The 13769-nt window shown below is 58.3% G+C and carries 8 protein-coding genes; 1 reads left to right on the top strand and 7 read right to left on the bottom strand.

Annotation, left to right across the window (positions count from 1 at the left end):
• Positions 1 to 156: 156 nt before the first annotated feature.
• The 6 genes from PQG80_RS16170 to PQG80_RS16145 all read right to left on the bottom strand — a co-directional run bounded on the left by PQG80_RS16170 (position 157) and on the right by PQG80_RS16145 (position 11117).
• Positions 157 to 1980: a cache domain-containing sensor histidine kinase gene (locus PQG80_RS16170; protein ID WP_271752437.1), complete on the bottom strand. Its 1824-nt coding sequence runs from the start codon at positions 1978 to 1980 to the stop codon at positions 157 to 159.
• A complete protein-coding gene (locus tag PQG80_RS16165; RefSeq protein ID WP_271752436.1) occupies positions 1977 to 3230 on the bottom strand; it encodes a response regulator transcription factor in 1254 nt (417 codons plus the stop codon). Before PQG80_RS16165 ends, PQG80_RS16170 begins: the two co-directional genes overlap by 4 nt.
• A 61-nt stretch (positions 3231 to 3291) precedes the next feature.
• A complete protein-coding gene (locus PQG80_RS16160) occupies positions 3292 to 6105 on the bottom strand; it encodes a glycoside hydrolase family 38 N-terminal domain-containing protein (protein WP_271752435.1) in 2814 nt (937 codons plus the stop codon).
• Entirely contained in the window at positions 6102 to 8888 is a 2787-nt protein-coding gene (locus PQG80_RS16155; RefSeq protein WP_271752434.1) for a glycoside hydrolase family 38 N-terminal domain-containing protein, read from the bottom strand. The genes PQG80_RS16160 and PQG80_RS16155 overlap by 4 nt, the downstream gene beginning before the upstream one ends.
• Before the next feature lie 169 nt (positions 8889 to 9057).
• A complete protein-coding gene (locus PQG80_RS16150; RefSeq protein WP_271752433.1) occupies positions 9058 to 10227 on the bottom strand; it encodes a LacI family DNA-binding transcriptional regulator in 1170 nt (389 codons plus the stop codon).
• A 116-nt stretch (positions 10228 to 10343) separates the two neighbouring features.
• Entirely contained in the window at positions 10344 to 11117 is a 774-nt protein-coding gene (locus PQG80_RS16145) for a phytanoyl-CoA dioxygenase family protein (RefSeq protein ID WP_271752537.1), read from the bottom strand.
• Positions 11118 to 11245: 128 nt separating this feature from the next.
• Between PQG80_RS16145 and PQG80_RS16140 the strand changes: the two genes are divergently transcribed.
• Entirely contained in the window at positions 11246 to 12139 is an 894-nt protein-coding gene (locus PQG80_RS16140; protein WP_271752432.1) for an AraC family transcriptional regulator, read from the top strand.
• 70 nt (positions 12140 to 12209) lie between these two features.
• Here the strand turns inward: PQG80_RS16140 and PQG80_RS16135 are convergent, their stop codons facing one another.
• A complete protein-coding gene (locus tag PQG80_RS16135; RefSeq protein WP_271752431.1) occupies positions 12210 to 13739 on the bottom strand; it encodes a carboxypeptidase M32 in 1530 nt (509 codons plus the stop codon).
• Between the last annotated feature and the right edge of the window lie 30 nt (positions 13740 to 13769).

Raw genomic sequence — 13769 nt, 5'->3', positions numbered from 1 at the left:
TAAAGGGGGATCGACGGCCGAAAAATCCAGGATTCTACGGGACTGGTTTAAGAATTCTACGGTCTTTGTATCCGCTTGCAAAAAGCTCGTAAAATTCGGGCCGATACGTGTAAAAGCGCCCGTCGCAGACACGCGAGGGGCGCTCCGGCGCCGGTTTTATTCATCTCTCACGACGGGAATCGAGATCGTCACCTTCGTCCCCATCCCTTCCGCGCTCTGTACCGTCACGCCGTACGCCGGTCCGTAATGCAGCCGGATGCGCTCGTGCACATTGCGGATACCGTAGCCGTTGCCGAAGGGAAACAGATCGGCCATCGGCGGCGCAGCCATCCCGACGCCGTCATCCTCTACCTCGAACACCAGATCGTCGCCGGTTCGGCGCGCGCGGATCGCGATCGCGGTGGTGCCTGCCTTGCGCTCGGCGCCATGCAAAATCGCATTTTCCACGAATGGCTGAAGGATCAGCTTCAGTGTCAGATAAGACTCGATGTCCGCCTCCACTTCGTAGGTCACGTCGATGCGTTCTTCCAGACGAATTTTCTGAATTTCCGTATAGGCCCGCAGATGGCGGATCTCCTCCCTGACCGCGAGCAGCGGCAGCCCCTTGTTAAGCGACAGACGGTAGAAGGTCGCCAGATGATTGACCATCCCCATAATCTTGTCATTTTGGCCGTCCATCGCCATCCAGTTGATCGTCGCCAGCGTATTGTACAAAAAGTGGGGATTGATCTGCGTCTGCAGCGCCTTAAGCTCGGACTCCCGCTGCGTCTGCTGGCTGGCCGTCAACTGATCGACCAGCTCCCTGATTTTGCGGATCATCCGGTTGTAGCTGCGAGCCAGCGCGCCGATCTCATCACGTCCGTCGATGTCCACTTTCACGTCGAGCGTCAGATCTTCGACGCTCTTCATCTGACCGGACAGCACGGACAGCCGGCGCGCGATCATCCGGGCCAGCGCCAGCGCGAGCAGCAGGCTGATCAGCAGACAAGCCGCGCCAACGACGACCGTGAACTGCCGGACCGTCCTGGCGCCGGCGAACAGCCGGTCATACGACAGTATGCGGACGTATAACCAGCCTGAGCCGCCGCCCCGCTCGTACAGGACCATCTTGTCGGCGCCGTCAAGCTTCATGCTGAACTTGCCTGCCGCCTTGCCTTCGTCAAGCGCGGTTTTCTCTGTCAATGCGGCAGTGAGCGCATCCGGGACAGGCAAGCCGCCCCCCCCGCTCGCATAGACCGTCCGCATCTTGTCGTTCGCCACGAGCATATAATCGTCCGGACCGGCGCCTGCCGCCGCAAAGTCCCCGAACACGCGGTCATAGCGGACGAATAGTTCGAAGACCCCGGTCAGCTTTTCGTATCCGTAGATGACCGGCTTGATGATCGCGACCCGTTTCACGCCCTGCGTTTCGCTTTTTTCTCCGGCCAGCCGGTAGTCGGGCTTGTTGATCTCATCCGTGACAATCCAGTATTTGCGCTTGGACAGCGCGATATAGTCGTTGATCGTATAGTTCTCCATATGCGAAAAGTATTCGTTGTACCATTCGGTATGAAGGATATAGTCGATATCGATCAGCACGTCGCCCGATTCGGGCAGCGTCGGGTTGTTTTTGTACAAGATAAGGGCTTCCAGGCTATCGTCTTGCTTGCCGACCTCGAAGATCCGGGAGATCGTGTTCAGAAAGGCGTAAGAGTAATCGCCAGGCGACGTATATTCGAACGAGACCGCGCCGACGAATTTCGTATCCGAGACGAATTGATTCAGCAATTGATCGTAGTTGTTGAGCTTATATTCGGTGTTCAGCACGACCTGCGACAGTGTCTGCCGGTACGATTCGCTCGCCTGTTCGTAGACGTACTTTTGCATGCTGGAATAGAAGGCGGCCCCAAGCGCGAGAATGGACAGCAGCACAAGCAGGCCGTAGCAGAACATCATTTTATGCTTGATCGAGATGTCGTGGACGCGCAGCGGGACTCTCATTCGGGCGCCCGCCCCAGCAAGCTCTCTCTATATTCCTTTGGACTTGCGCCATACATATTTTTGAATACGACACTGAAGTAGGACGTGCTGTTAAAGCCCGTGCTCTCGGCGATCTCGTATATTTTTCGCTGCGGGTCGGCCAATTGAGCCCTTGCGTGACGCATCCGCACGCCGGTCAGATAATCGATGATGGTCTCTCCGGTCTGTTCTTTGAACAGGTTGCTGATGTAATTAGGCGTAAGGAACACCGTCCTGGCCAGTTCTTCTACAGTCACCGGGCCGGCATAACGGGCCTCGATATAGGCCTTGATCCGCTGTACCGGCGTATCCTTATTCAAAGCGTGAGGATCACCGAGCAGGATCGTCTTGTTAAAGCCCTGGCCGGACCGCCGGGACAGCTCCGCGGAGGCTCGTCTGTAAGATTCGGAGAATGCGTTCGGATCTTGAATGTCGCTGCTGACACAGGCGTCCAGCTTCCTGCCAAGCTGGCTGTTCACATACTGTCGAAGCGCTTCCAGGGCATTCAGCGATTCTTCTTCACTCGCGGCCGCGATCCAGACCAGCTCGTCGCCGTCCGACCAATAGGATTCGCACCAGCGCAGTCCCCTGCCGATGAGCTCCAGTCTTTGCGCCAGCAGGGTCTCGCAGTTAATTTTCTCTATTTTGCCTGTCTTCTCTTCTTCCGTCCTTAGAACGGCGATCACAAAGGGTTCCACCGCCGGTATTCCGGCATCGCACATGCTCGCTTTGATCGCATCCGGTTCGGCCAGGCGTCCCTGCAGCAGATCGCGCAGCAGCTGGCGCATGGCCAGCGTCTTGCTTTCCTCCATTTGACGCTGAAGGTCAAGCCGCTCCTCTTCCTGCCTGGCCTCTTCTTCGCAGGCGGCTGCGACGGACTTAAGTATATCCAGCAGATCCGGGAAAAATAGAGGCTTCAGCAAGTAGGCGGTGGCGCTCAGCTCGATCGCCGTTCGGGCAAACTCAAAATCGTCATAGCCGCTTATAATGATGATCCTTATCCGCGGATTCAGCGATCTCGCATGCTTCGCCAGCTCCAGGCCGCCCATCGACGGCATTTTAATATCGGTTACCAAAATATCCGGAGGTGCGGCGCGAATCAGTCCGAGCGCCTCCTCGCCATTCGCCGCCGTACCGGCAAGGACGAGCCCCATTTGCTCCCAAGGCACATGCTGGACGATGCCTTCCCGCTGTATCCGTTCGTCGTCTGCGATCACTACCGTCCATGTCATTACGGGCGCCTCCCTCTGGCAGGGCTATCGCAATCGCAAGATTGATTCGACAGCATGTGCTTTAATTCGACAACTCCCCCTCGTTTCCTTCCCGCTCCCGGCGATTCTTACCAGCTTCGTTCAGCGTCATGCATACGGTGACAATCTCCTTCGGACCCGCTTCCAGTGAGATGCCGGAACTCACAGCTTCAAGCGCCGCCGCAGGCTCCTCCAACAGATTGGTCCGTACCGCATGCGCGATGTCGGCCGGCAGGCCGATGCCGATCCGTACAGCGCCAGCCTCCGTATTGAACATACGGAGCGCATAGCCTGTGCGGTCCTCCGAAGCCTTGACGGCGGACAGGACCGCATCGCCTGCAATCGACATCACCGATTGCTCGAGCGGAAGAGCCGGTTTACCCCTATTCGGATCGATCTCCGCGAAGCCTCCGTTGAAATGCGTGTCCTGCACCCACGCCCGTCCGCGGCTCCAACGCCGTTCGTCAACGGGGGACAGCTTCGTCCGGACGCCTTGATGATACAGCTCCGCTTCCTTGTATAGCCTGCTTGCGATGCGTCCCGCCTCTGCCGTTCCCGGCTTCCCCGCCGCAACGAAGGGTCTGACTGCCAGCTCCGCCGTCTGACGCCCGAGGCATTGCCCCTTGGGTTGAATGTCCTGCTCCATAGAGACGGTCTCGCGCATATTGATATTTTCCACGCCGCGCACGAGCGTCACGACTGCGGTCCTTCCCTCGTCCTTCATCTCGTACTCGTGCAGCCCTTTGGCGAATACGGCCAAGCCGGCGCCTTCGGCAACTGGGGCGAACCACTTCCAGAACGGCTGGGAGTTGGCATGCCGCAGCCACTGTCTGCCGTCGTCCCATGCCCGCTCCACGACGTCGTATTGTCCGCCCGACCAGACGCTCTCCGCCGACCGCTCCGCTTCGAACACCATGCGAATCCGATGGTCTTTGGCCGTATTGTCCAGCTCGATCTGTATGTTCAACTGCCTGGCGCCGCGATCGAGCCGCAGTCGCACGCGGAATTCGCATGGCGCAGTCGTCTCGCTGCGCGTCAGCATGTCGTCGTTAAGCGACGCCGGCAGTGCCCAGACGAAGCTGTAGACGCAGGCGTCGTACAGCACGTTCGACTCGGCCGATTCGAACGTCACCGCTTGTGACCAGATCTCGCTGCTTCGCTCGCCCTCCGTATCGAGGAAGACATAGAGGTCTCCGCGGTCGCCGGCATCCTCGAACCGACCCTGATGGCGCCGCAGCATGCCGTTTTCCTTATCCAGCAGGTGGAAGGAGCCGTCCGCCTGAAGCTCGACCCGGAGCCACTCATTTTCAAGCACCGGCAGGCCGGCAGGAGCTGTCGGTCCATTCGCAGCCGCAACCGCAGACCTATCAGCCTCTGTCCGATCCCCAGCCCGCAGACCCCGCATGCCCGGGCGAACGACATAGGCCGCATAGCCGAGCGCCGGCGCCTCGGCTCGCCACTCAATGTCGAAGCGCTTCAGGCGCTGAACGCCCGGCAGGTTAACCGGGCTGATGACCTGACGGCGCGTCCTTTGCTCCGATACGATCCGGTACGGGATCTCGCGACCGGCTGCGTCCAGCAGCGCAAAGTCCTCGATGTCGTCGTCCTCCATGAAGTAGACGGTGGTGCCGATCACGCTGCCGGCCGCCAGCTGCGCCGTGTTGGCGACGAGCAGCTTCAGGTCGGCATCGCCGAACGAAGCTCCATCGAGTTGGCGTGCGAGTACGGACAGCTTGCGGTCGATGACCTCCTCGGCCAACTCGCCAAGGCGCGCATAGCGGTCCATCATATGGTCGTGAACGGCGTCCTGGCTGCAGCCGCAGATGGAGTCGTGCGGATGGTTCTCCATATACAGCTTCCAGGCATAGCGCAGCGTGTCGTGCTCGTACGCATCGAGTCCGAGCATTGCGCACCAGACAGACAGCGGCTCCATCCATTTTTCGAGCAGGTCATGAACCTCCATATTGGCTTTCTTGATGTAGACGCGGCTTGAAAGCGTTCCGGCGAGCACGCTGTATTCCATGCATTCCCGCAGCTCTCCGGTTACGGTCTCATAGGCATTCGGCGATTGGGAGTTGATATAACCTTGCAGCGCTTGTACGAAGCCCGGCAGCGTACCGTGCACGATGTCCAGTTCGTCGCCGTGATTGTCTCTAAGCTGCTGCAGAACCTCTGGCAGATCATATTGCGCTTCCAGATGATCCACCCCGTTCATCATGAGCAGATGAGGCGTCGCGTTAACCTTCTCTTCCCGCGCGCGTATGACGGCGAACATCTCCGCCAGCGCCTCCGGCTCCGCGGGAAGCCGTTGGGCGTTGTTGTACCAGTGCGGCATCAGCACGCCTGACACGCGCGAGCCGTCCGGGGCTGCCCAAACAAAGAAAGGTCCGCGATGCGATGCGATATCGTAGCCGCGGCCGAATACGCAGTTGTCGATACCGACCCCCCGGAAGATCTGGGGCATCTGACCGATCAGTCCGAAGTGGTCGGGCAGATAACCGACCTTCATCTCGCCGCCAAGCTCGCGCGACAGACCGATGCCGATCGCCAGATTCCGCACCGTCGACTCTGCGCTTGTCAGGTACAGATCGTTCTGCTGGTACCAGGGTCCGACGAGAATGCGACCCGCTCGAATAAACCGCTCAAGCCGCTCCTTGTTGCCCGGGCGCAGCGTATAATAATCCTCCAGCACGATCGTCTGGCCGTCCAGATGAAAGCAGCGGAACTCCGACTCGCGGTCCAGCAGGTCAAGCAGACGGTCGATCAGATTAACCAGCCGGTATCGGAAGCGTTCCAGCGGCAAATACCATTCGCGGTCCCAATGGGTATGCGAGATGAAGTGATAGGTTTTTTTCATATCAGGGCCTCCGTATCGATGTCTTTTTTCCAAGTGAAGCCGATCGTGACGATCTGCCTGGGACCCGCTGTGACGGCCACTTCGCCTCGGATCGTCTCAAGCACCTGAAGCGGTTCCTCGTTCAGGTTGACAAGGTAAGCTTCAGTCAGCTCTCGACGGCAGATCAACCGGCCGTTCGCTTCCCGATCGGTCGTATTGAAAATCCGCACGATCCAGCGGTCCTCCCCCTCTTCGGCGGCCTTGACTGCGCTGATCTGCAGACCGGACCCTTCGATGCCGATAAAGGAGGCTGCGAACGGCAGATTCGCCTCCCTGCGGTAAGGCGATTCTTTCCATACGCGGCCCGCCGGTCGTTCCCCGGTCCGGATGCCGGATACATAACGCTGATGCGACTGCCAGAGCCGGCTCTCATATTCTTCATCCACGCGGCCGGGCTCGATCGCATACTCGAATGTCATCGTCCTCAGCAGTTGCCCGCCGTCGCCGGGATCGGTGCCGACCTCCTTGGCCGTACTCCGGAAGAGGGTCAGTCCGAGCGCGCGGTCCTCGTCCCCCCGCAGGCATACCTCATAGAGCCCTTTACTGTAAATCGCGAGCCCTACCCTTCCATCGTTCGCTGCCAAGATGCCGTTGTGCGGAAAGGCTTCATAGGGCTTGCGCAGATAGCCGGAGCGGTCCGGCTGGCGGAACGGGCGCTTTACCAGATCGAACGGCGTGCTGGCCGCATAACGCTCCGTATCGAGCCCCGTAGGGAACCAGACCCCGAACCGGTGGTCGCGCACGGTATTGTCGATGACTGTCCGGCAATACACCTTCGGATCTCCGCGCAGAAGCGTTACATACGTCGTGACCGGATAGTCCGTCCATTCCTCGCTGCGCCGTGTTCCCGACCCATCGATACCTTGCGGCAGACGCATGCAGGACCGGATTCGCAGGCAGGTGGCATACGGTCCGTCGTACACGACGGACAGGTGAGCCGGCGAGCCGGCTGAGGTGAAGCGCTCATTGCCGATCGGCGCCATGTGCGTCCAGCCATCGCCGATGTCTCCTTCGTCCTCGAAGCGCAGCAGCCCGCGGAACGTATGGCCGGTCTCAGCGTCGGTGACGTCCAGCGTGCCGTCAGCTTGCACCTCCACCCGAATCCGCCCGCTGTCCCATGTACGGGCACGAATCTGCTGGGTGCCCGGTAAGCGAACGGGAGCGATGAGCTTCGGCGCGCTGAATTCAAGCGGTCCGTGCCAATCGAGCTCGAAGGGCTCGACCGTGTAGGCCGAGTAGCCGAACGGCGGCACCTTCGCATGCAGCGCCAGTTTGTATACATCGCTGATCCTGCCCCGTGGCAGCTCGCGATAAGGCCGGTACATTTCCGTATGTTCGCGCTGCACCGACAGCACTTGATAGGCGATCTCGCGCCGGTCCCCGTCTAATATTCTGAAGGAAGTGCCCTGCAGATTATGGCCAGCCATCCTTAGCGAAGCGTCCGAGCCGGCCGGCAGCAAAACGTCGACCTCCACAATGCCGTCTACCGCGCTCTGCGACATATTGAAGACCGCCAATACCTGCTTGCCGCCAACCCGGACTTCATCCAGATGATGGACGATATACTGCACGCTCTCCTTTACGAGTGCGTCGCCGATCGACCTGGCCTGATCGAACCGGTAGAGCATATCCCGATGGACTTGATCGATCGAGCAGCCGCAGATCGAATCGTGCGGATGGTTCTGCAGCAGATGCGTCCAGGCTTCGGACAGGAAGCCCGACGGGTATGGCTTGCCGAGTGCAGCCGTCAGAACGCCGAGCGGCTCTGCCCATTTCTCCAGCAGATTCTCGCCATGCTGGTTGTGTTGCTTCAGATGGACACGCGAAGACAGCACATTTTCCGGCACCCAATTGTTGATGCCGCTGAAGCCGAGCGCACGCTGCTCGCCCTTGTGTACCTTCAGGTCTTTGATCTTAGGCATGAGATCCGCGACATATTGCTCGATCGTGGCATGGACGAACTTGACGCCCGTACCTTCGGTCAACGTGCGGAGCAGCCAGGCCAGCTGCGGCTCGATCTCGACATGGTCCACCCCGTCCATTCCGATCGCAATATCGGTGGTAGCGCGTTCATTTTTAAACGCCAGAAGCCGGTTCGCGCGCTGGGCCAGCTCCTCCGTATGGCTGGCGTAATCGTCATCCCGCTCGAAGAACGGCCAACGTACGGCAAAGTAAAAGTCGCTGTAAGACCGGTCCTCATCCAGCTTCAGTCCCAGCACACGGCTGCCGTCCGCGCCTTCCCACCACAGCTCTGATGGATCGCCGTCGCCATGAAATCCTCTGAACAACATCGCATGATCGATTCCGAATCCTTGAAGCAGCTGCGGAAATTGACTGTTATGACCGAAGATATCGGTCACATAGCCGGAGCGGATAGGCTCTGCCCCCCACTTGCGGCATTCCCGAACGCCCTTCAGCAGATTCCGGATCAGCGACTCGCCGCTGACGAGGAATTCGTCCGGCATGACATACCAGGGGCCGACCTGGATTCGTCCTTCCCCAATGAGCCGCTCGAGCCGGGCCTTGCGCTCCGGACGGATGCGTACATAATCGTCAAGCATGATGGTCTGTCCATCCAGCATGAAGTAGCGGTACTGATCATCCCGTTCCATATGTTCGATGAGCTCGTCTATCATATGTACCAGTCGGAGGCGGAAGCCCTGGAAGTCCTGGTACCACTCCCGATCCCAGTGCGTATGGGACAGAATATACATTTTTTTTATTTTTGGGGCGATCTCTTTCAATTCTTTTGCCTCCTGTTAAAGATCAAATAATATATCATTATAAGCGAAAGATTTCTAAGTCACAATATATGTTATATCATATTAATATTGAAAATTATTGCGATTGAGCGTACGCAGAAAAAACGCCTTGCCGGAGGCAAGGCGTTAAACAGTCGCAAGCTTGATAAAGTTAGCGTTCAGGGGGAACCGAGGTTGAAGCGCGAATGACCAGCCCCGTCTCCAGCAGCTTGCCTTCAATCGGCGCACCGTCGCGAATGAACCGGATCAACGAATCTGCGGCGTATTTTCCCATCTCGTAGAAGGGCTGGCTCACCGTAGTCAGCGGCACCTCCAGATACTCGGTCATGGCGAGATTGTCGAAGCCCGCTACGGACAGCTCCTCGGGGACGACGATTCCTGCCAGCTGAGCCGACTTGATCAGATGAATGGCCAAAATGTCGTTGCCTGCCAGCAGCGCCGTTGGCCGAAAGCTGCCGTCCAGCCACCGCTTCAGCAGTGCGGCCGTCTCCCGCTGAAGATCTCCCGGCGTAACGTCGGGGTGCCAGTCCTCAGACTCGATCCATTCAGGGCGTACGGGAATACCCGCTTCGATCAGCGCGCGGCAGTATCCCTTGTAGCGCTGGCGCAAGGACGGATGCAGATATAGACCCGGCGCGATGAAGGCGATCCGTTCATGACCCAGTCGAATTAAATGCCGAGTCATTTCGTAACTGCCTCGTTCATTGTCCGGCGAGAACAGCGGCGCCTCGATCCCTTCCAGCGGATGATCGATGACGACATAGGGGAAGCGCCGAATGGTCATCCCACTGAACACGTCGATATTATTCAAGCCTGCACAGGGATACACAATGATCCCGCGTGCGTCTTGGGCAAGCTTCTCCAGTAAGCTCCGCTCCAAACGCGGGTCCAGCATCGCGTTGTGGAAGCTTACGTAATAGCCGTGCTTGCGGGCCGCATGCTCGATACCGAGCAGAATCTCCTGCCCTGAATGCTCGGAATCACTCATAATAACAGAGATCAGCGGTATAGACGATCTGCCAAAGGATTCCCTGTCGTACGGCTCACTCCCCGATTCCGCCATCGCTTCATGCCGCACAGACGCATCGTTACGGCTGTCCAGATCCTCGCGAACGAAGGTACCCTTGCCTTTTACGCGATACAGTAGCTTCTGATGTTCAAGCTCCCTCATCGCCCTAATGACCGTTATCCGGCTGACGCCAAACTGTTCGGCAATCTCAAGCTCTGTGGGCAGCCTGTCCCCGGCCCTTAGCCGCACCTCAGCGATTTCCTTTAGAAAAAACGAGATAATTTTTCGATATAACGGCGCTTCCTGCGTCATATGATCCCGTGCCCTTCGTTGTCGTTGCAGTCATTATAGCAAATGACATATCATTAAGCCAAAGCATCCATGATCTCCTCCGACAACTAGGTTACGCAACATAACAGTTCGACGCCTTATTTCAAGTGGTACTCGGGCTGGTAAGCCTTATAAATCGGATTCTCCCCGCACACCATCAGCCCCTGCCCCCAGTTCACATGGACATCCTCGGTCGGCAGATCGGTCGGATCGCGATACTGGAACAGTACGTTGCGACGGTTGCGCGGGCTGCGATTGACGTCGGAGCCGTGTATCGTCAAATAATTAAAAAACAGGACGTCCCCGGCCGAAGCCGGGCAAGGCGTCGCCGCGGACAGCGGATATTCCCGGTGGTCCAGGTAATATCGGCCGACATGCGGGAGCAGCCCCTGCTTGTGGGAGCCCGGGATTACGCACAGACATCCGTTCTCCATATCAGAATCGTCCAGATGGACGCTAGCTGCGAGCATGGTATGGTCGGCATGCGGAAAATAAGGCGTGTCCTGATGCAGCGGGAAGGCGGCTCCCTTCTCGGGCGGCTTGACCAGCATCTTGCTGTGATGAAGCTGAACGTTGGGGCCGATCAGCTGCGAGAGAACGGCTGCCATATTCGGATGCACGGCGGCGCGTGTAAACGAAGCGTCATGATAATGGACGTCATGGAAGCCTTTAAGCACGAGTTTCTTTAATTCCTCAGGCGGCAGATAGTCCCCCTGCCAGGTCGCATTGCCGTCGAACTTCGTGTTCGCGGCGCGTTCGATGATGCCCGAGACGGCATTTCTCATCTCCTCCACTTCCTCTGCCGAGAAAAGACCGCGGACGAGTAAGTACCCGTTTTCCTTGTAAAATCGTACATCCTCTGCTTTAATCATTTTATCCATGTTTAAGCCCTCCTGTACTGAAACCGCTTCAATCACGATCAGTATAAGGGAATGGGGATCCGCTGTATTTGTAGAAGCCGGACCTTCATTTGCACAAACGCGCCAAAGGGGAAATTTCGATGACTGAGGAGAGCTTCCTCTTCGTGACCCGTACGCTCAATGATAACCATAGACAATGCGGCGGCGTGGACGGCGTAGAATTTCTAATTTATAACTGGGGACTAGCGTGGAAGCATTACGACAATCCCGTTCATCGTCATTCCTTCTATGAGGTTTGTTATGTGCTGGACGGAGAAGGCGAATATGAGGACGACGAAGTGACCTATAAGCTGGAATGCGGCTCCCTTTTTGCTTCGCTGCCCGGTCATTGGCATCAGATTCGCAGCCGGACCGGGTTAAAGCTGTTTTTTGTCGCGTTCGAAGTCATCGCCGCCGATTCTTCCCCGGAGACGCGGCGTTATGAGGCGGATCTGCTCGGCTGTCCCTCTCCGGTCGTTGCCGGTCAGGAAAGGGTGACCGCTCTTCTCTGGCGCGCGCTCTACCGGCATGTTCTCCTGCAGCCCGCGGACGACGGACCGCAAACGAACGGCTTGTGCAACCTGCTTCTCCGGTCCTTCCCCGCCACGTTCGGACGACATGACGGATCGTCTGCGTCAAAGCCCAAGTCGTTCTCCCGTTCCCGCTCCCATCTGGTGCAGCTGGCGAAACGGTATATCCGCGACAACCTGTCCAGTCCGCTGCGCTTGGAGGAAGTCGCCGCCTACTTGAACGTATCCGCCAGGCACTTGTCCCGCATCTTCAAGGAGGAGCTCGGGCAATCGTTGGTGGATTACGTCACTCGGATACGCATGCACGAAGCGGAGGGCTTGCTCAAAACGACGCTCTGCAGCGTGAAGGAGATCGCAGATCTCACCGGGTATCATTCCGTCCACTACTTCACCCGCGTCTTCGCCGATCGATACGGCATTCCGCCCGCCGAATATCGCAGAAAAACCTTGTCTTCCAACCTGTAGTCATCCGTAACGCAAAATGGGATGCGCAGGAAACCAGTCCCGCCCATCCCTTTACCGCTTCATTCCGAAGTTATCCCAGCCGGTAGATCTCTTTATATTTCTCCTCCAAATAATCGCAGAGGTACGTCGATTGCAGCGGCTCTCCGGTGATCCGCTGGATAATCTCTCCCGGCTCGAGCATCTTGCCGTGACGGTACACCCGCTCGGTGAGCCATTCCTTGAGAGGCAGCAGGCGGCCCGCCGCGATATCCTCGTGCAGCGTCGGCAGCTCGCGCTCCGCCGTCTTGAGCATTTGCGCCGCATACATGTTGCCGAGCGAATACGAAGGGAAGTAGCCGAACATGCCGCCCGACCAATGGACGTCCTGGAGCACGCCTTCGCCCGCGTTCGAAGGCTCGATGCCGAGCGCTTCTTTATACTTGGCGTTCCACACTTCCTCGAGGCGTTCCGGATCCAGATTCTCGTTGAACAGCATCTTCTCGATCTCGTAGCGAATCATGATATGGATGTTATAGGTTAACTCGTCGGCCTCGATCCGGATGAGCGAGGGCTCGACGACGTTGATGCCCCGGTAGAATGCCTCCGCGCTCACGCCCTCGAGCTGTACCGGGAACGCCTTGGCCAGCTCCGGCAAATACCGTTCCCAGAAGCCGCGGCTGCGCCCGATCATGTTCTCCCACAGGCGCGACTGCGACTCGTGGATGCCCATCGACGTGCCGCCGCATAGCGGGGTGCCGTTCAGCGCGGGATCGACGTTCTGCTCGTAGAGCGCGTGTCCGCATTCGTGGATCGTGCCGAACAGCGCGCTCGTCAGATCGTCTTCGAGGTACCGGGTCGTGATTCGCACGTCGCCGGTGCTGAGACCCGTCGCGAACGGATGCACGCTCTCGTCGAGTCTGCCCGCTTCCATGTCGTAGCCCATCTGACCGAGCGTATATAGGCTGAAGCGCTTCTGCGCGTCCTTGTCGAACTTCCCTTGCAGGAACGCCGTATCCGGCTTGTCTCCGCGGCTCGCGATCTCCTCGGCGAGCGGCACGAGTCTCTTGCGCAGCTCGCCGAACAGACGATCGAGGTCGGCCGTCGTCGTGCCGGGCTCGTACATGTCCAGCAGCGTGTCGTACGGCGTCCCCTTGACGCCCCACAGCTCGATGAAGCGGCGGTTATATTCGATAATTTGCTTCAAATAAGGCAGGAAGCCCTTGAAGTCGCTCTTCGCCTTGGCTTCTTCCCACTCGGTCTCGGCTTGGGAGGTCAGCACCACATATTCGCGGTACAGCTTGGGCGGAATCTTCAGGTTGCGCTCGTATTCCTTGCGCGTCTCCTTGATCAACTTGCGGTCGATGTCGGTCAGCCCGTCCTGCGTCTGCGATCCGGACAGCTCCTCGAGCAGCTTGCCCATCTCCTCCGAGGTCGACAGGCGGAACATCTCCGATGACAGCGTCCCGACGGCTTCCGAGCGCTGCGAGATGCCCTTGCGCGGCGCGCCGGTCCGCATATCCCAATACACGACGCCGAGCAGCTCCTCGTAATGCTTGATCCGGGTCGTCAGTTCGCGGAATCGTTCGATCGCAGCTTCTTTCGCGGCGGCTATTTCGCTCATCCCGATTTCATCCCTTTCACTACCAAATGA

It is taken from the genome of Cohnella rhizoplanae, assembly GCF_948329515.1.
GTDB classification, from domain to species: Bacteria; Bacillota; Bacilli; order Paenibacillales; family Paenibacillaceae; genus Cohnella; species Cohnella rhizoplanae.
The sequence above is the reverse complement of the archived record's forward strand: the minus strand, read 5'-3'. Positions and strand labels throughout refer to the sequence as shown.

What these genes read in the sequence shown, in the direction of transcription:
- PQG80_RS16160 (WP_271752435.1), bottom strand. Translation starts at nt 6,105, where the DNA reads ATGAAAAAAACCTATCACTTCATCTCGCATACCCATTGGGACCGCGAA.
- PQG80_RS16170 (WP_271752437.1), bottom strand. Translation starts at nt 1,980, where the DNA reads ATGAGAGTCCCGCTGCGCGTCCACGACATCTCGATCAAGCATAAAATG.
- PQG80_RS16135 (WP_271752431.1), bottom strand. Translation starts at nt 13,739, where the DNA reads ATGAGCGAAATAGCCGCCGCGAAAGAAGCTGCGATCGAACGATTCCGC.
- PQG80_RS16150 (WP_271752433.1), bottom strand. Translation starts at nt 10,227, where the DNA reads ATGACGCAGGAAGCGCCGTTATATCGAAAAATTATCTCGTTTTTTCTA.
- PQG80_RS16140 (WP_271752432.1), top strand. Translation starts at nt 11,246, where the DNA reads ATGACTGAGGAGAGCTTCCTCTTCGTGACCCGTACGCTCAATGATAAC.
- PQG80_RS16165 (WP_271752436.1), bottom strand. Translation starts at nt 3,230, where the DNA reads ATGACATGGACGGTAGTGATCGCAGACGACGAACGGATACAGCGGGAA.
- PQG80_RS16145 (WP_271752537.1), bottom strand. Translation starts at nt 11,117, where the DNA reads ATGATTAAAGCAGAGGATGTACGATTTTACAAGGAAAACGGGTACTTA.